A 17,555-nucleotide genomic window follows, 5' to 3' on the forward strand; every position below is an offset into this window, starting at 1 on the left:
CTTCTTCCGTTTTTAATCAGGGCTTAAGCAACACACTGCGCAAAGCAAGCTCTATATAGTGCTCAAGATAGGTATCCAGTTTTTCTGGTTCTACATTGCAGACACCCTGTGAATGCTTCCAGATCATCATCATGATCATGGGCGCAATCAGTATCCTGGCGTCGATTTCCAGATCGACCTGACAAATGTCTCCACGTGCCATACCGCGTCTCAGCATGGTTCTTACCAGGTTTTCACCCCGGTCTATGACTTCTTCCTGATAGAACTTGGCCAGCTCAGGGAAGTTACCTGCCTCTGCCATCATCAGCTTGGGTAAACCAGACAACTTGGTTTTGCCTATGTTTTGCCACCAGGTCTGCATGATCAGGCGGAACAGTTCTTCACTACTGCCTTCAAACAGGTCAATCACGCTCTCGGCTTCACCAATCAGGGGAACAATGCTTTCCCTGACGACCGCCTTGAATAATTCTTCCTTGCTGCTGAAATACAGATACAAGGTGCCTTTGGAGACGCCAGCCGCACGCGCCACATCGTCCAGACGTGTCGCAGCAAAACCGCGCTCTACAAATAAATCGAGGGCAGCAGCGAGCAGTTCTTGGGGGCGGGCATCCTTGCGGCGCTCCCATTTTGGCTTAAAAGGACATGACATTATAGCAATGACTCAAATTAACTTACTTTCGAGTCAGTAATATAGTCTTAGCCCAGATCAGCGTCAAGACAAACGCATTTTGTTTCAGCCCGCATTCTGACAAATATCAAGTAAAGCAGGGCTATAAATGCGACAAACTGCGGGATTGTGGGTGGCAAATGTTAAAAATGAGGCAGGAATGTCAAATATTGCACCTACGATGCCACACTGGCAATACCATTACCTGCGAGCAAATTTGTCGCAAAATGATCTTGATAAAATGAAAAGGACAGCGTTTATTGTGAGACGCTACCCCCTGGTAAGGCATCGGATACCAAATTGATACCAATTGATGGCAATTTATGCGATAGCAGCTTCCAGTGCGGCCGTATCTTCATAGAAATGATATAGCGAGAGTTGCCCCTGTTGCACACAGCAAATCAATGCCCAGTTACTGGGAAAGTCGCGACCGGTCTGGCGGCTGCGATGGCGCAGGTTGCCGTACATGGCGACATGCCCGCCTTCCGAAAAGCTGGCTGTCACGTTGAATTCCCCTGGTTCCAGCAGCTCACCGAATAGCCGGAAGAATTCCCGCGCACCTCCCGGCCCTGTAAAAATCCCGTGTACCGGTACGCGCGGATTGGCAACCGGCCTTGCCGAAATAAACTGTGCATCTGGCGTAACCAGCGTCAGTGCTTCATCCAGGTTGCCGGAGAAAACATGCTTCAGAAATGCTTGTACCGTATCGAGTGAACTCATGGGTATTTCCTTATGGTCATTTTGGTGGGATAAAAATGAAAATGTATTGAGACGTACTTTGTTGCACTTAAAAGCCGGTCAGTGTCAGCTTGCCTATGGTTCTTCCCGACTCAAGCAAGCTGTGTGCGATGCGCAGGTTTTCTGCATTGATCGTGCCAAGGTCGCGGCTTGCCGCAGACTTGATCTGACCAGCCTCAATCAGGCCAGTGATGATGTTAAGTATGTCGCGCTGCCTGCTCATGTCAGCGGTGGCGTACATGGGTCGGGTGGACATGAATTCCCAGACGAAGCTGGCACTCTTGCGCATGAGTAAATTGATATCCGGTGCTGCTTTGAAGGGCACGATGGAGCAGATCGTCCCTTGCGGCGCCAGGACATCGGCAAGCGCCGGGAAATGCCGGTCAGGGTCGTTGAGGAGCAGGATGGCGTCTACCTGCGGCAAGCCCAGGTTTTCCAACTGAGCGCGCATATCTGCAAAATGGTCGATGACAGCATCGGCACCCAATTCACGGCACCATGCCTGCGATTCCAGACGTGAGGCGGTAGCAATCACCCGCACGCCAGGCAAGAGCCGGGCAAGCTGTATGGCCATCGAACCGGCACCGCCAGCGCCACCGACGATAAGCAAAGATTGCTGGCGATTTGCCTGCGTGCGTGAAAACCCGATGCGGTCAAACAGTGCTTCCCATGCGGTCAGCGCGGTCAGGGGTATTGCCGCCGCTTCGGAAACAGAAAGCCTGCCAGGGCGGTGACCGACTATGCGTGAATCAACGACATGAAATTCACTATTGGCACCAGGTCGTGACACATCGCCGGCGTAATACACGGCATCGCCCAATGTGAACCCGCTCGTGACATTGCTGCCCAGCCCGACAACAGTCCCCGCCACATCCCAGCCCAATACGGCGAATTGCCCATCGTCGGTCTTGCGTCCGCGTGCCCGGTAATCTGCGGGGTTGACCGAGATGGCCTCAACGCGCACCAGCAGGTCAAGTGCACCGGTAACCGGCAAGGGAATAAGTCGATCGACCAGGGCTTCGACATGGTCAATTGGCAGTGTCTTATAAACACCAACGGCTTTCATTTGATGGGGATACATGGTGAGCCAAGTGGCGAATTGAAGATGGCAGCCACTTTAAGCCCTGCCATAAAAAGACGGAAGTCGAATAAAATAACAGGATATGTGCAAAAATAAGCGGATGAAAAACCATGCAGTGGGATGATTTACGTTATTTCCTCGCCCTCGCCCGCCATGGCAGCCTGTCAGCAACAGCCAGACAACTGGCGATTGAACATACGACAGTGGCACGCCGTGTATCCAGCCTGGAACAGGCACTGGGCCTGAAGCTATTTGACCGCCTGCCACGTGGCTGGGCACTGACCGCCGAAGGGGAGACCATCTATGAACGCGCCTGCCTGCTGGAAGACGACATGCAGGCCTTGCAGCGCACCGCGCTGGGACAATCTGCGCTTGCTGGCCGCGTACGCCTATCGGCACCGCCACAATTGCTGAATTATTTTGTCTTGCCGCACATGGATGAATTCCGTGTCTCCTGTCCGCAGATCGAACTGGAATTAAGTGCAGAGCGGCGTGGCGTGCATCTGGGGCGTGGCGAAGCAGATATCGCCCTGCGTATCAGTGAACCGCAAGAGCCGGATCTGGTTGCTCGCAAGCTCGGGCATATCAATTATGGTCTTTACGGCACAGCGGCTTGCTGCATCTTGCCCGAGGCTGAACGCAAATTCATCGGTTTCGATGACAGCATGCCTGGCCTGTTACAAAAACTGTGGATGGACACCCATGCAGGCACGCGCCCGTTTGTCTTGCGCGCCAAAGACATGACAACGATGTGCCAGGCCGCAGCCCAGGGCTGGGGGATTGCGCTGTTGCCCAGGTTTCTTGCCACGAAGGATGCGCGGCTTCAATTACTGGACGTGGCTGTGCAGGCACCGTCGCTACCGATTTACCTGGTCATGCATGCAGATGTTCGCCGCGCGCCGCGGGTGCGCAGCACAGCGGATTACCTGGTCGGCCTGTTCGCCACACATGCCGCAGAGCTTTAGGATTTGGAGCTGCCTAACGCAGGCGTCTGGTGGTTTCGCGGGCGATCAGTTCCAGCCCAGGCAAGGCCAGGTCCACTTCTTTGCCTGTGATCAGGCCCAGCAGGGTTCTGGTTGCCAGTAAACCCATGTCATACAGCGGCTGATGTATCGTCGTCAGAGGTGGTGTGGTGTAGGAAGAACTGGGCAGGTCATCGAAGCCTATCAGTGAAATATCTTCCGGTACGCGTATGCCTTTACGGTACAGGCCCAGCCTGACACCATAGGCAGACAAGTCATTGGCAGCAAACACGGCGCTGAATTGTTGCTGGGTTTCCAGCAGGCGGTTAATTGCCAGCAAGCCGCTGGCCTCATGGAAATTGCCTTCAGCAACGAGATTTTCTTCAAAGGCGATATTCGCTTCCTGCAAGGCGCGCTGATAGCCTTCCTGGCGTTCCATTGCATCGGTATTATTGGCAGGCCCGGTAATGAAGGCAATGCGTCGATGGCCCAGTTCTATCAGGTGGCGCGTAGCCAGATAAGCACCGTGCGCATTATCGAGTTTAAAGCCAACCGCAGTCTTGCCCTGCAAGGCGCGGCCAGTGGCGACAATGGGTTTATCCCTGGCAAAATCGAGTACGGTTTTATCAGCGATGCGGCCAGACAGCAGGATAATGCCATCGACCTTGCGCGCCAGTAAAAGCTTGATGCGCGCCGCTTCTTCTGCGGCATTCCAGTGGCCACTGACAATCACCGATGCATAGCCGGTATCTTTCAAGCCATCATCGACGCCATGCAGGGTTTCATCAAAGAAGGGGCTGGCAATATCCTGCACGACGATGCCTATGGTCATCGAACGGCCACTTTTCAAACCCTGCGCCAGTTGATTGGGTTCGAATTTCATTTCAGCGATGGCCGTTTCCACCGCCTTGCGCTTGTCTGGTGAGACCTTGGCTGTGCCGTTGAGGATACGTGAAACCGTGCTGGGCGATACACCCGCTTCACGCGCCACATCCAGCAGGGTTACCGGATCATTTTTTTTTCTGACTTTTTCGACCACGCAATGCCTTCCATCTGGCTGAAGTGATTAATTGTTTGCTGAACTGTTTGCTGAGTTGTTTGCAAAACAGTTCACTGAAAAGCTTTTCATGAATCTAGCATAGCATGCTTTATTGACGATGAGCAGATAGAGCAGCCCGATCTGCCTCCGATGAACCTGGCATATTTAAATTTGTTGTACTTCAGAAGAAGCGCAGCCCCCAAAAATCATCATGTCCAGCAATTTCAGAAGGAATCATGCGCATTCAGGCCCGCTTTGCCATCCCCCGCTCATCCGACTGTCTGCACAGATGCTCCACCAGTTGACGGTGATCGGGCAAGTCTGCCAGGGCGTGTTGCGACATTTGCGCGATCATCTGGAATTCTTTTGCGGCCTCGTCAAAGCGCGGCCAGGCAGCACGGTTGGCGGGTATCTCGGTTTTGAATTCCATACCGTACAAGACGTATTGCCAGCTTGAAGGCGGGTACATTTCCAGGTCTGTGATGAAATCCATACGGTGCGGTGGGCGGCATTGCCACATCGCCAGCCTTTGCTGCAGGCTGTCTGGTATCGAGCTTGCTGCCACATTGTCGCGCCAGAAACTGCTATCGCGGCGCTGCGTCAGGCAATAATGCATTTTGACAAAATCAACGATGCGTTCGTAGCGCTCTTTCATATGGTGATTGAATTGCTTCGCCACCGGTGCCAGTTCACCGTTGAAAGGGAACAGATAGGTCAGTAGGTAAGCCGCCGTTTCTATCAGGCCTATGCCGGATGATTCCAGCGGTTCCAGGAAACCACCTGACAGGCCAATGGCAACACAGTTCTTGACCCACTGGGTTTCGCGGTAGCCGACCTGGAGCTTTAACAGCCTGGCCGACATATCTTCAGATGCCTTGCCGATATACCTGCGCAGTACCTGCTCTGCCTGGTCGTCGCTACTGTGTCCGCTGGAATATACATAACCTATGCCCCGCCTTTGCTGCAAACCAATGTCCCAGGTCCAGCCTGCTTCATGGGCCGTAGAAATCGTATATGACGGGATGGGTGTATCTGCCCTGGCATACGGCACCTGCATGGCGACTGCGCGGTCAACGAACAGTACATCGTTCATGGAACGAAATGGCGAGCCCAAGGCGTCACCAATCAGGCTGGCACGAAAGCCGGTGCAATCGACATACAGGTCAGCGGCAAGCACCTGTCCTTCCCTGGTATGCACGGCGGCAATCGCGCCATCATCGTCCAGCCGCACATGCTCTACGGTTCCGACAAACTGCCGCACACCCAATGATTTGCCTTGCTCGCATAGCAGCGCCGCCAGACGCCCGGCATCAAAATGGTAGGCATAATTCATGGGCCCCAGAAAGTCTTTATCGTCAAATCGCTTCGGGCCGCGTGCAGCATCGGCAATGCGTTTTTGCATGCTGACGGCATCGGCAAATGCCCGTCCCTGACCAGCCGCGCCCTGCAACCAGTAAGGCAATAAATCTGGCCCACCGGGCCTTTGGCTGGGGTGGCTGAAGGGATGGAAGTAATGATTGCCATGATTATTCCCTGGCTTACCAGCGACACCGGCGAGATCAGCCACCCCAGGCGGTCTGACCCAGTCGGTAAATTGTATGCCCTGCTTGAAGGTCGCATTGCATTCACGGACAAAGCGCGCCTCGTCTATGCCTATGGCTGCCAGCGTGCCGCGTATCGACGGGAAGCTGCCCTCACCGACGCCGATGATGCCAATTTCTTTCGACTCGACCAGACTGATGCTGATGCCTTCGCCAGGCGTGCCAGAGGCCAGGTGCCGCGCCAGAAATGCCGCAGTCAGCCAGCCGGCAGTTCCACCACCTACGATCAATACACTTTTCACCGTTTTCATTGAGACACCTCTCGCTTGGAGAAACAAAAGCAAAACCAGAAAGATCAGGAAGATCAGAAACACCAGCCCGCACCTCAAAATCCAAGACAAATTCATGGTGAAGCAACGCAATAGATCTTGGGTCAAGCAGGGTTGGGGCGTCTCATATTACAACATTTTGAAAACGTTACCATTTTATATTTGACACAGAATTCAAATTCTATGTAATATGAAAACGGTTTCAAAGCTGCAAATAATTGAATCTTAAAAAGAAAACGTTTTCAAAGAAGAGCGTAGTGATCTAATAGACCCAACTAATAGATCAAAAAAATAACCTAAACCTGTAACAGGAGACATATGAAAATCCGCAATCTGGCGACCCGGAAGGTCGCAGGCACCCCCATACAACTGGCGATCTTTACCCTGATCACCAGTCTCGGCGCAGCCCAGGCACAAGGCCAGGAGCAAAGCCCAAAGCAGGCTGAATCACCAGCACAATCTGCCGCACAAGCCAAGACAGAAAAAGAAAGTACAACTATTTCCGAAGTCATCGTGACCGGTACCAAACGTGCCACGTCATTGCAACGTACGCCGGTGGCGATCACTGCCATCAATGCCGCGTCGCTCGATGATGCGCATGTGCAAAATGTTCAGGACGTTGTCAACCTGGTGCCAGGTTTCCAGGCCACCAATGAAGGTGATCACGGCGTCATCACCATGACCATGCGCGGCATCGGCAATGACAGCGCCAAAACCGAATATGCTGACCCGGAAGTTGCCCTGTTCATCGATGGCATTTACGCACCACGCCCTGAAGGTGCGACTTCCCTGCTGTTCGACCTGGAAGGCATAGAAGTGTTGCGTGGCCCACAGGGCACTTTATGGGGCCGCAATGCCACCGTTGGTGCCGTCAATATGCAGACTGCCAAGCCGAAGATAGGCGACAGTTCCGGCAGCCTTGAAGGTGGCCTGGGCAGCTATAACCGCTTTGGTGCACGTGGTGCATTCAATGTGCCTGTCAGCGATGCGCTGGCACTGCGTTTTGCTTTCGTTCATGAAAGACATGATGGCTATGTGGATTACCAGACACCGCCTACCCTGTCGCTCGACAGTCAGAAAGCAGCATTTGCCAACTACCTGAAAAACGGCGGCACAGTCGTGCCCTTCCAGCCCATCAACTATGCGCTGTTTGTCCAGGACGGCCCGAAATATGGCGCACAGGATCAAAGTGCAGCCCGTTTCAGCCTGCTGTGGAAACCCAATGCCTCTACTAAAATCGACCTGTCATATGAAAAATTCATAGACCGCGGCACCCCGTCGATGAATCTGCTACAAACACCGCGCCCAGGTCAAAGCCAATGGTCGGCCCTGATCGATACAGCGCCCTTCGTCAAGCGTGATACGGATTCCATACGCGGCCGGATAGAGTATGCCATCGACAAATCGATGCAACTGACTTACATCGGTGGTTATTCCAAGTTCAGCGGCTCCTCCCGTTTCGACCAGGATGGTGGCGCAACACTGCCAACCAGTTTCACTTCCGGTGGCAGCATGCAGGCCAATAATACGGTGTCGTCGAACTATAAAAACTTCAGTCATGAAGTGGAACTGCAATCGACAGGTACACGTGATATCGACTGGCAACTGGGTCTGTATTATGGCTCGGAAACCAATGATATCCGCTTTGACATCCCCATCCTCAACGGGACTTATCAAGGCACCGTCGGCTGGCAAGGTTCTTTCATCCAGCCAAAAGAAACGGTGGAAACTGCCGCAGCCTTTGGCCAGGCCACCTGGAACACCAGCAACGATACGCATATCACTGGCGGCCTGCGTTTCACATCTGACAAGCGCACGAATGTGGGCGGACGCGGCTATGGTTTCTCTGGCAAACCGGAGCTGAGCCAGTCGGCCATTACCCCGAATGTAGACCCTGCCTCACCAACATCAAACTTTGCCGCCTATTCATTCAATGACGGCAGTTACAGTGGCAGCAAGATGACAGGGTTGATACGCGTAGCGCATGACATCGACAAGGACAACATGATCTATGGCAGCATCTCTACCGGCTATAAATCAGGTGGCTTGCAGGATGGTGGCAAGACCTACGGCCCAGAGACGCTGACCAATTTTGAAATCGGCACCAAGAGTACGCTGCTAGGTGGCACCGTCAGGCTGAACAATGCGCTGTACTATGGCAAGTTCAAGGACTTCCAGTTCAGTGCGCCAGTTACGGCACCCGATGGTACGCGCGGCCTGCAAACATCGAATGCGGATGGTGCAACGGTATATGGCTTTGAATCCGAACTGGCGGCCAAACTCAGCAAAGATGACAAGCTGCAAATCACACTGGCATTTGCCAAGGCAACGCTGGGCAATCTGGTGGGTGGCTCAAACGATTATGCACTGCCAGCCTGTAAGATACCCGGCATCAGCAATTGTCTGGATGTGTCTGGCAACACCATGCCGCATACACCGAAGTTTTCAGCGCAGGTGATGTACCAGCACACTTTCCACCTCAGTGACGGCACCTTGACGCCACGCGTGAGCCTGCATTATGAAACGGATACCTGGTTAAGCGTCTTCAACTATGGTGATGGCGACAAGCAGGAAGCCTATGCCCGTGCCGACCTGGGCCTGCGTTATCAGTCATCAGGAAAAACTGCCTGGTACGCCGATTTCTTTGTGCGTAATGTCAGCGACAATAAAATCAAGACCAGTGCCCTGAATGCCAACGGTCCCTGGCAGGCGCAATACCTGCCACCACGCACTTTCGGCGTGAACGTAGGGATTGATTTCTAAGCAAGTCAGCAGAAACCGCTGTATTCAAGTTAGCCCTGCTGTCTGCCCCCATACTGCCGTTCGCGGCAATATGGGGGTTTGTTTTTTATACAAGGAAAGATTCTCTAGCAACACATTTTCACCAAGCAACAATAATTGACATTGCAATGCGCACATTTATCGTTAATATGAAATCGCGAAGCAAGGTGCCATCACATGGCTGAGCCGTTCTTTTGCAATAATTTCAACAACAGGAGACAACAATGCGCCGACTATTCCCCAAGATATTACTTGCCGCCCTGAGTTTTGTTCTGCTCGGTGCAGGGCCGCTTGCGCAGGCAGTAGAAAAAGGGACGCAAGATGAAGCCGTGGCCCTGGTCAAGAAAGCCGCAGCCTACCTGAAGGAGAATGGCAAGGAAAAGGCGTTTGCAGAATTCAGCAACCCCACTGGCCAATTCGTCGTCAAGGATTTGTATGTGTTTGTGTATAACACCAATGGCGACGGCATCAACCGCGCGCACGGTGCGAACCCGAAAATGATAGGCAAGAACCTGCTGGAACTGCGCGATGCTGACGGCATGTTCATCGTCAAGGGCTTCCTGGCAGCGGCCAACAGCAAGGCAGGCCACGGCTGGGTCGACTACAACTGGACCAACCCGACGACCAAGATGATGGAAGCCAAGACTACTTATATTGAAAAATTTGGCGACGTGCTGATAGGTTGCGGCGTATATAAATAAGCCCTATGCGCTCAATACGCCAGGGCCGGCACATGCCAGCCCTGGTTGCCTGATTGTCTGATTGCAGCAAAGACTTACGTTGCCAGATCAGCTTGCAGCTTGTCAGCCTGCCGGAGTGCCAGACAGAATTGACAAAGCCTGAGAAAGCAAAACGTGAAGTCGGCAGGCCTATGCAGCCTTCGCCTGCATTTGCGACCTGACAAAATCCCTGTACCAGTAAGCACTATCCTTCAAGGTGCGCTTCTGCGTTTCATAATCGACATGCACGAGGCCAAAGCGTTTTGCATAGCCGGAATTCCATTCAAAATTATCGAGCAGGCTCCAGTAGAAATACGCCTGCACATCCACGCCGCAGGCCATCGCTTCATGCAGGGCATACAGATGCAGTTGCAGGTAGTTGATACGCTGCAGGTCATTGATTTTTCCATCTTTCATTTCATCAGCGACAGCCATGCCGTTTTCGGTGATGTAGATAGGTGGCAGGTCTGGATATTCACTGCGCAGTTTCAGCAATAAATCTGTCAGGCCAACAGGATAAATTTCCCAGCCCATGTCGCTGAAACCCAGTTTGCCTTCGGGCTGTTTTGGCGGATTTTCTGTGCTGACAAAAGCGCGGAAATAATAGTTCACACCCAGGAAATCCAGTGGCTGATGAATGATTTCCATATCGCTTGCATGTACGTGGAACTGGCGCATGTCCATGCGGTCAAGCGCTTTTTGCGGATAGCGCCCTTTAAAGATCGGATCCATGAACCATTGTACTGAACGCGCATATTCCCATTCAGCCTGGTCGATATCTGCCACACTGTCGGTAGCCGGCATGGCTGGCCACTGGTTGAGTACGATACCCAGCCTGGGCGAGCTGCCATACGTAGCACAGATGGTACGCATGGCCTGCATCGCCAGACCATGCGATAGCAATAGATGATGGGAAACCTGTATCGCCAGCGCGGTATCCGCGACACCCGGCGCAAACTGGGCATTGCCATAACCCAGGTTGGCGGTGCACCAGGGTTCATTGTGCGTAGCGATGCTGGCCACGCGCTTGCCAAACCGGCGCGCCACTTCAGCCGCATAAAGCGCAAAATGCTGTGTCGTGTCGCGGTTGAGCCAGCCGCCATGGTCCTGCAAGCCTTGTGGCAAATCCCAGTGATACAGTGTCACATGGGCAGCAATGCCTTTTTCTGCAAGCCTGTCCAGCAGGCGTGAATAAAAATCAAACCCTGCCTCATTCCAGTCTCCATGGCCCAATGGTTGCACGCGTGACCATGAAATTGAAAACCGGTAAGCTTGCACGCCCAGCGCGGCAATGATATCGACATCTTCCGCATAGCGATGATAGTGATCACAAGCGACATCACCGGTGCTGCCATCGATGATGGTGCCTGGCTTGTGGGTGAAGGTATCCCAGATCGATGGCCCACGGCCATCCGTGGTCGCCGCACCTTCTATCTGGTAAGCGCTGGTGGCAACGCCCCAAATAAAGGAGGGTGAAAATTCTGTCATCGTTGGTGGATTTTTCATGGTCTTAAAGTGTAATTGGTTTTATGTGAGGACTTTGCTGCGCCAGTTCATGAGACTAGTCTTATGTTATTTGAAATCGTTTTCATCTATAGGCAAAAAAATCGCCGCTTAAATACGCTTGAACATTCTCAAATGCGCTTGAACACGACTTGATTTTTACGTATCTTTCCGTATCTATTACGTATCTATTACGTATCTATTACGTATCTGTTTCGCACCTGCTCTGCGTTTACTTGTATCTGCCATACCTATGCCACGCATTATTGCGCTATGCATTTGCAAAAAATAGCTGTCCAGATCATACGGAAAGCCAACAGAACGAAACCAGCTTGCAATTGTTTCATCGTATAACAGGCACATTTAACTGAAATCGTTTTCACAATATGGCGAATTTATCACCCACTTCAGACCCTGTCAATGATTGAGGGCTGACAATTTTGTTTCTTCATTTTGTCGATCCCGGCAAATTTTCCTGAATAAGCTAGCGATGATGTGGAAATTTGTCATTTTCCATTTATTGATGAAATCAATTTCATCAATAAATGTTTTAGCCATAAATTTTAATGCGGATATTGCCCAGGCATGATCCCTGATGAGAATAAACGCGACAATATCCGCAGAACATCCCTGACTCAAAAAAACCGTCTGAAAGCCTTTCCTGTATTGGCTTTGCGTGTTTTCCAAGATAACTCAGCAATGAGTTTGATCGGCTGTTTTCTTATTTTTTCTGTAAAAGCTGCTTTTTATTTTAAAATTCCATGCTATCCTGCGTTTGAAAAGGTTTTCATAAACAGGATATTTAATGGTTTCAGGCTCATCTGATCGGCCTTATTTCAGTATCCGTATATGAAAATTCTTAAAAAATAAAATACAACATTAACGAGACACGTTGTTATTTCTGACAACGCCAGTTTCATCGCCCGTTGCTGGCATGGATCATGGCAAGAAACAGAAGCGCAGCGTTGCCGCCACTTACAAAGCGCGCAAACCATGATGACGGATACTGAAGTGCAGATGCCAGCCCGCACAGGCAAGAAATCACCACTGCTATGGGTGCCCACCGCCTACTTCACGATGGCGCTGACCTATATGACGCTGACTAGCGTCACGGCCATCATGTTCAAGAACATGGGTATGGACAACGGCAAGGCGGCTGAATATGCGAGCTACCTGATACTGGCTTACACCATCAAACCGCTGTTCGCCTCTTTTGTCGAAATGGTGAAGACCAAGAAGTTTTTTGTGCTGTGCGCGCAAATGGCGATTGCCGTTGGTTTTGTCTGCGTTGCATTGGTGATGTCGCTGCCGGATTACATGCTGATACTGATGGCGCTGTTCTGGCTGATTTCATTTCTGGGCGCGGTGCAGGATATTGCTTCTGATGGCGTCTATGTGACTTCGCTCGACAGCAAGGCGCAGTCACTGTATTGCGGCGTGCAAAGCCTGAGCTGGAATATCGGCCCCATCGTTGCGGCTGGTGGCCTGGTCTATCTGAGTGGCAAGCTGCATACTGATTTCTTTCATCATGACCCCAGGGTTTTCGGTGTCGAATGGATGGATTCATGGCGCATCATCTTCCTGATCGTGGCGGCTATCACGATACTAATGGCGGCCTGGCATATGCGCACCATGCCAGACGGTGCGAAGGCTGAAAATACACCGACCAGCACTGCGGCGGCACTGCATATCCTGCGTGATTCTTTCATCACCTTTTTTCAAAAGCGCGATGTCTGGCTGATGATTGCTTTCGCCTTCCTGTTTCGCCTGAGCATAGGTTTTCTGGAAAAAATAGGCTCTTTCTTCATGGTAGATCCGGTTGCCAAAGGCGGCTTGGGCCTGTCGAATGAATTGCTGGGCATTATCTACGGCACCTATGGCCTGGTGGCGGTATTGCTGGGCTCTTTGCTGGGTGGCATCTTTGTCGCCCGCCGTGGTTTGCAGCCTACCCTGTTCATACTGTGCTGTGCCGTCAATATACCCAATGTCAGCTTCTTGCTGATGAGCCTGTTCCAGCCAGACAGCCTGTGGCTGATCACCGCAGGCGTGGCTGTCGAAAAATTCTTTTTCGGCTTCGGCTCTGTTGGTTTCATGATTTACCTGATGCAGCAACTGGCACCCGGCAAATACACCACTACGCACTACGCCTTTGGCACTGGCCTGATGGGGCTGTGCATGATGGTCACCGGTGTCATCAGTGGCCACCTGCAACAATTGCTGGGCTATACCAACTACTTTGTTTTCGTCATGCTAGCCACCATCCCCTCATTTGCGGTATGCTGGTTCGCCCCCTTTCATCAAAAGGAGGAATAGCAAAAAGCTTAAAAAAATTCGAAGAACCGATGAGTAAGCCTAGCGAGCGGTGCTAGTTTGAGTTAAGAAGCGTTTCGTACTTGAGTACGACGAGCATCGCAGACTCAAAATCGCCCCATGCAGTAGCTTCATCAGGGCTTAAAGAAGTTTACAATAAAAGAAGAGCGGCCTGTCCCAACCGGGCACGCTTTAACGTAGCACAGTCCCCTACTTTTTGATGCCGCCTCCGGGCGGCATTTATATTTCCTGCCAGCCTCCACGCCTTTTCCCGTCAACACAAAAATCACTCACGCTGCAAAATTTCCGGCAAAGACTATACTGCTGTGGGGGCAAGAAGCGTTTATTGCCCTCGTGTATTTTTATGGCAGTGATCGTTTATTTTTCGCATAAGCATAGTTGGAAAAATTCCTTAGCGTGGCCAGCCGACCTCGCTAGCATGGCTGCCTCTTAAACAAAAGCGCAACAAGATGCAGTCGGCGTGCTCACAAGGATTCAGGCAGGCAGCGTGTCGATATGCAGACTTGGAGTCAACAAAAAATGACAAATCAAACTAATCCCGCAGTACTTGCGTTGATTGGCAACACACCACTGGTGAAGGTTACCCGCCTTGATACCGGCCCGTGTGAACTGTTTCTGAAACTGGAATCGCAAAACCCTGGTGGTTCAATCAAGGACCGCATAGGCCTGGCCATGATCGCGGCAGCTGAGGCCGATGGCCGCCTGCAAAAGGGCGGCACGGTCATCGAAGCCACGGCTGGCAACACTGGTCTGGGCCTGGCGCTGGTTGCCCGTGCCAAGGGTTATCGCGTGGTGCTGGTGGTGCCTGACAAGATGTCTACAGAAAAAATATTACACCTGAAAGCCATGGGTGCAGAAGTACATATGACACGTTCTGACGTGGGCAAGGGCCACCCTGAGTATTACCAGGATTATGCAGCCCGCCTGGCCAGGGAAATACCAGGTTCATTCTTTGCCGACCAGTTCAATAACCCGGCCAACCCGCTCGCGCATGAAACCACCACCGGCCCTGAAATCTGGTCGCAGACCCATCATGATGTCGATGCCATCGTGGTCGGTGTCGGCTCTGCCGGTACCATCAGCGGGCTGACCCGTTTCTTCCGCCAGGCACAGCCTAAGCTGGAATTTGTACTGGCTGATCCAAAAGGTTCCATCCTGGCAGAGTACATAGAAACCGGTCATGTCAATGAAGTCAGCGGTTCCTGGGCGGTGGAAGGCATAGGCGAAGATTTCATCCCTGCCATTGCTGACCTCAGTGCAGTCAAACATGCCTATACCATTGATGACACTGAAAGCTTTGGCACGGCACGTGAATTATTGCGCGCTGAAGGCATACTGGCCGGTTCATCCACCGGCACCCTGCTGGCCGCGGCCTTGCGCTATTGCCGCGCACAGACGACACCCAAGCGTGTCGTGACCTTTGTCTGTGACACCGGCACACGTTACCTGTCCAAGATTTATAACGATAACTGGATGATAGACCAAGGCCTGCTGAAACGTCAGACCTATGGCGACCTGCGTGACATCATAGGCCGCCGCTTTGATGATGGTGGCGTCATCAGTGTTGATGCCGGTGACACGCTGATGGTGGCCTTCAATCGCATGCGCAGTGCCGAGATATCGCAACTGCCTGTCATTCACGATGGCGAAATTATCGGCATCATTGATGAATCTGATGTGTTGCTGAAGGTGGCGGGCGATGCCAGCCTGTTCCGCAGTGTCGTCAAGGACACCATGACCAGCCAGATTGAAACACTGAGCCCGCAAGCCAGCCTCGATGATTTGCGCGCCATACTGAACCGTGGCCTGGTCGCCATCATTGCGACCAAACAGCCAGAAAAGCACTTCCATGGCCTGATCACCCGCTTTGACCTCCTTAACCATTTACGCAGGACACTTTCATGAGCTATCCAGAGTACAAAAAACCAGCCCAGCCACAAGCCTTTGGCACGCGTGTCATCCATGCCGGGCAATTCCCTGACCCGACGACAGGCGCGATCATGCCGCCGATTTATGCCACGTCGACCTATGTACAGGACAGCCCTGGCGTGCACAAGGGGCTTGATTATGGCCGCTCGCACAATCCCACGCGCTGGGCGCTGGAGCGTGCGGTTGCCGACCTCGAAGGCGGCGCGCAGGCTTTTGCCTTTGCCTCTGGCCTGGCTGCCATTGCCACCGTGCTGGAGATTGCCGACAGCGGCGCCCACATCATCGCCGGTGACGATATGTATGGCGGCAGCTACCGCCTGTTTGAGCGCGTGCGCAGGCGCAGTGCCGGTCTGGAGTTCACCTATGTGGATATGACCAAACCGGAGCAATTGCTGGCCGCCATACGCCCTGATACCAAAATGGTATGGGTGGAAACGCCGACCAACCCCATGCTGAAGCTGGCCGATTTGCGCGCCATTGGCAAGATCTGCCGTGAACGCGGCATCATCGCGATTGCTGACAACACCTTCGCCAGCCCGCGCGTGCAACGCCCGCTGGAGTTGGGTTTTGATATCGTCGTGCATTCGATGACGAAATACCTGAACGGCCATTCTGACATCATCGGCGGCATTGCCATTGTGGGTGGTGAACCGCATCAGGCAGAATGGCGCGAACGCCTGGGCTTTTTACAAAATTCAGTAGGCGCGATTGCCGGACCGTTTGACAGCTTTCTGGCACTGCGTGGCATCAAGACCCTGAATATCCGCGTTGAGCGCCATAATTCAAATGGCCTGGACCTGGCGCACTGGCTGGAACAGCAACCCAAGGTAAAGAAGGTGTATTACCCCGGTCTTGCCAGCCACCCGCAGCATGCACTGGCCAAACAGCAGATGGATGGCTTTGGCGGCATCATTTCCATTGACCTCGATACCGATCTCGCCGGCGCACGCCGCTTCCTTGAACGCTGCGAAGTCTTTGCGCTGGCAGAAAGCCTGGGCGGTGTTGAGAGTCTCATCGAACACCCGGCCATCATGACGCATGCAACGATACCGGCAGAACAAAGAGCCCTGCTCGGCATCACCGATTCTTTCGTGCGCCTGTCAGTCGGCATAGAAGACGTGGAAGACTTGCGCCGCGATCTGCAAAATGCGCTGGATGCGATCTGATATCAGCAATGTGTGCATGAAAATCAGGAATGAAATCAGGAATGAGGCTGGCTGGTGTGCCAAAGAGCTTCGCCTCGTCCCTGAGCGTTTGCGTGCATCCCGCATCCTGCAAGCTCTTGCGTGAACGCATAGCACTGGACTATCAGTCACGCTTTACCTAAGCACAGGATGCAATTTTGAAGTGTGCATTGCAACAACAAAATAATTTGTAAATGATTAACGCGTGAACTATGCTCATTTCTACAATCCATACAAGGGATTGGAACAAATGGGCTAAGGCCGCGTGATATCGGGAGAGACTGCCGCTACACCGCAGGGCAGCGCCGAAGGAGCAACCACCCCGGAAACTCTCAGGCAAAAGGACCGGTATGACATTTGAACTCTGAAGAGCTGCCGGATGTCGTCGCCCGGCACACCGAAGGAGCAAGCATGACACCGCCAACAGCGGTCACATGCGAAATCTCTCAGGTCCAGCACAGAGGGGGTATCCGCTGCGCAATTGCGCACGGACTACCCTTTTGACGCCGGGAGTCTGCATATCATGAAACCCACTGCATTTATCGGTGACACCGTCACCGTGACAGCCCCTGCCTGCGCGCTGGCAGCGTGCAGCAGCTTCGTAGCTGCGCACTCGCGACTGCGGTCTGCGCCAGTTAACCAGTACATATCTCATTTCACTACCAGCCTGCGATGGCAGCGCTGACCTGATCAGATTTCTCTCATCTCCGCTTCACCGCGGGTTCTGAAGTCCGGCATGTAACCCATGCCA

General features: G+C 52.7%; 14 protein-coding genes and 2 riboswitches. Of the genes, 7 read left to right on the forward strand and 7 right to left on the reverse strand.

The features are described 5' to 3' along the window. Positions 1-16: 16 nt before the first annotated feature. The 3 genes from ACO0LH_RS00435 to ACO0LH_RS00445 form a co-directional block, all read right to left on the reverse strand. Entirely contained in the window at positions 17-649 is a 633-nt protein-coding gene (locus ACO0LH_RS00435) for a TetR/AcrR family transcriptional regulator (RefSeq protein WP_422939062.1), read from the reverse strand. Positions 650-988: 339 nt separating this feature from the next. Further along, positions 989-1,387, reverse strand: a complete 399-nt coding sequence (locus ACO0LH_RS00440) for a nuclear transport factor 2 family protein (RefSeq protein WP_422939063.1) — start codon at positions 1,385-1,387, stop codon at positions 989-991. 67 nt (positions 1,388-1,454) lie between these two features. Continuing rightward, complete coding sequence (locus ACO0LH_RS00445) at positions 1,455-2,471, reverse strand: zinc-binding alcohol dehydrogenase family protein (protein WP_422940547.1); 1,017 nt, start codon at positions 2,469-2,471, stop codon at positions 1,455-1,457. 125 nt (positions 2,472-2,596) lie between these two features. Between ACO0LH_RS00445 and ACO0LH_RS00450 the strand changes: the two genes are divergently transcribed. Further along, positions 2,597-3,451: a LysR family transcriptional regulator gene (locus ACO0LH_RS00450; protein ID WP_422939064.1), complete on the forward strand. Its 855-nt coding sequence runs from the start codon at positions 2,597-2,599 to the stop codon at positions 3,449-3,451. Positions 3,452-3,464: 13 nt separating this feature from the next. On the opposite strand, the gene ACO0LH_RS00455 is transcribed toward ACO0LH_RS00450, so the two are convergent. Then, the gene (locus tag ACO0LH_RS00455; protein WP_422939065.1) at positions 3,465-4,487 is read right to left on the reverse strand and encodes a LacI family DNA-binding transcriptional regulator; all 1,023 of its coding nucleotides are present in this window, start codon (positions 4,485-4,487) and stop codon (positions 3,465-3,467) included. 244 nt (positions 4,488-4,731) lie between these two features. Beyond that, a complete protein-coding gene (locus ACO0LH_RS00460) occupies positions 4,732-6,339 on the reverse strand; it encodes a tryptophan halogenase family protein (protein WP_422939066.1) in 1,608 nt (535 codons plus the stop codon). A gap of 336 nt (positions 6,340-6,675) precedes the next feature. Between ACO0LH_RS00460 and ACO0LH_RS00465 the strand changes: the two genes are divergently transcribed. Both ACO0LH_RS00465 and ACO0LH_RS00470 read left to right on the forward strand, forming a co-directional pair. Beyond that, entirely contained in the window at positions 6,676-9,120 is a 2,445-nt protein-coding gene (locus ACO0LH_RS00465; protein WP_422939067.1) for a TonB-dependent receptor, read from the forward strand. Between the two features lie 242 nt (positions 9,121-9,362). Beyond that, entirely contained in the window at positions 9,363-9,839 is a 477-nt protein-coding gene (locus ACO0LH_RS00470; RefSeq protein WP_422939068.1) for a cache domain-containing protein, read from the forward strand. Between the two features lie 168 nt (positions 9,840-10,007). Here the strand turns inward: ACO0LH_RS00470 and ACO0LH_RS00475 are convergent, their stop codons facing one another. Together ACO0LH_RS00475 and ACO0LH_RS00480 are read right to left on the reverse strand one after the other, a co-directional pair. Continuing rightward, entirely contained in the window at positions 10,008-11,363 is a 1,356-nt protein-coding gene (locus tag ACO0LH_RS00475; RefSeq protein WP_422939069.1) for a GH1 family beta-glucosidase, read from the reverse strand. Between the two features lie 414 nt (positions 11,364-11,777). Next, positions 11,778-12,047 (reverse strand): hypothetical protein, encoded by a 270-nt coding sequence (locus tag ACO0LH_RS00480; RefSeq protein ID WP_422939070.1) that lies wholly within the window; start codon positions 12,045-12,047, stop codon positions 11,778-11,780. 306 nt (positions 12,048-12,353) lie between these two features. Here ACO0LH_RS00480 and ACO0LH_RS00485 point away from each other — a divergent pair, with 306 nt between their 5' ends. From ACO0LH_RS00485 to ACO0LH_RS00500, 4 genes are all read left to right on the forward strand, one after another. Further along, positions 12,354-13,673 (forward strand): MFS transporter, encoded by a 1,320-nt coding sequence (locus tag ACO0LH_RS00485; protein WP_422939071.1) that lies wholly within the window; start codon positions 12,354-12,356, stop codon positions 13,671-13,673. 537 nt (positions 13,674-14,210) lie between these two features. Then, on the forward strand, positions 14,211-15,596 hold the full coding sequence (locus ACO0LH_RS00490; protein ID WP_422939072.1) for a pyridoxal-phosphate dependent enzyme: 1,386 nt from the start codon (positions 14,211-14,213) through the stop codon (positions 15,594-15,596). Beyond that, complete coding sequence (locus ACO0LH_RS00495) at positions 15,593-16,786, forward strand: trans-sulfuration enzyme family protein (RefSeq protein WP_422939073.1); 1,194 nt, start codon at positions 15,593-15,595, stop codon at positions 16,784-16,786. The genes ACO0LH_RS00490 and ACO0LH_RS00495 overlap by 4 nt, the downstream gene beginning before the upstream one ends. A 29-nt stretch (positions 16,787-16,815) precedes the next feature. Next, a complete protein-coding gene (locus tag ACO0LH_RS00500; protein ID WP_422939074.1) occupies positions 16,816-16,947 on the forward strand; it encodes a hypothetical protein in 132 nt (43 codons plus the stop codon). Between the two features lie 119 nt (positions 16,948-17,066). Next, positions 17,067-17,162, forward strand: a riboswitch (glycine riboswitch). Further along, positions 17,163-17,275, forward strand: a riboswitch (glycine riboswitch). Positions 17,276-17,555: the final 280 nt, after the last annotated feature.

Source organism: Undibacterium sp. TJN19, from assembly GCF_049339485.1.
In the GTDB taxonomy this organism is placed as follows: Bacteria; Pseudomonadota; Gammaproteobacteria; order Burkholderiales; family Burkholderiaceae_D; genus Undibacterium.

Coding starts and splice junctions, on each gene's coding strand:
- ACO0LH_RS00435 (WP_422939062.1), bottom strand. CDS start 649: ATGTCATGTCCTTTTAAGCCAAAATGGGAGCGCCGCAAGGATGCCCGC.
- ACO0LH_RS00440 (WP_422939063.1), bottom strand. CDS start 1,387: ATGAGTTCACTCGATACGGTACAAGCATTTCTGAAGCATGTTTTCTCC.
- ACO0LH_RS00445 (WP_422940547.1), bottom strand. CDS start 2,471: ATGAAAGCCGTTGGTGTTTATAAGACACTGCCAATTGACCATGTCGAA.
- ACO0LH_RS00450 (WP_422939064.1), top strand. CDS start 2,597: ATGCAGTGGGATGATTTACGTTATTTCCTCGCCCTCGCCCGCCATGGC.
- ACO0LH_RS00460 (WP_422939066.1), bottom strand. CDS start 6,339: ATGAAAACGGTGAAAAGTGTATTGATCGTAGGTGGTGGAACTGCCGGC.
- ACO0LH_RS00465 (WP_422939067.1), top strand. CDS start 6,676: ATGAAAATCCGCAATCTGGCGACCCGGAAGGTCGCAGGCACCCCCATA.
- ACO0LH_RS00470 (WP_422939068.1), top strand. CDS start 9,363: ATGCGCCGACTATTCCCCAAGATATTACTTGCCGCCCTGAGTTTTGTT.
- ACO0LH_RS00475 (WP_422939069.1), bottom strand. CDS start 11,363: ATGAAAAATCCACCAACGATGACAGAATTTTCACCCTCCTTTATTTGG.
- ACO0LH_RS00485 (WP_422939071.1), top strand. CDS start 12,354: ATGATGACGGATACTGAAGTGCAGATGCCAGCCCGCACAGGCAAGAAA.
- ACO0LH_RS00490 (WP_422939072.1), top strand. CDS start 14,211: ATGACAAATCAAACTAATCCCGCAGTACTTGCGTTGATTGGCAACACA.
- ACO0LH_RS00495 (WP_422939073.1), top strand. CDS start 15,593: ATGAGCTATCCAGAGTACAAAAAACCAGCCCAGCCACAAGCCTTTGGC.
- ACO0LH_RS00500 (WP_422939074.1), top strand. CDS start 16,816: ATGAAATCAGGAATGAGGCTGGCTGGTGTGCCAAAGAGCTTCGCCTCG.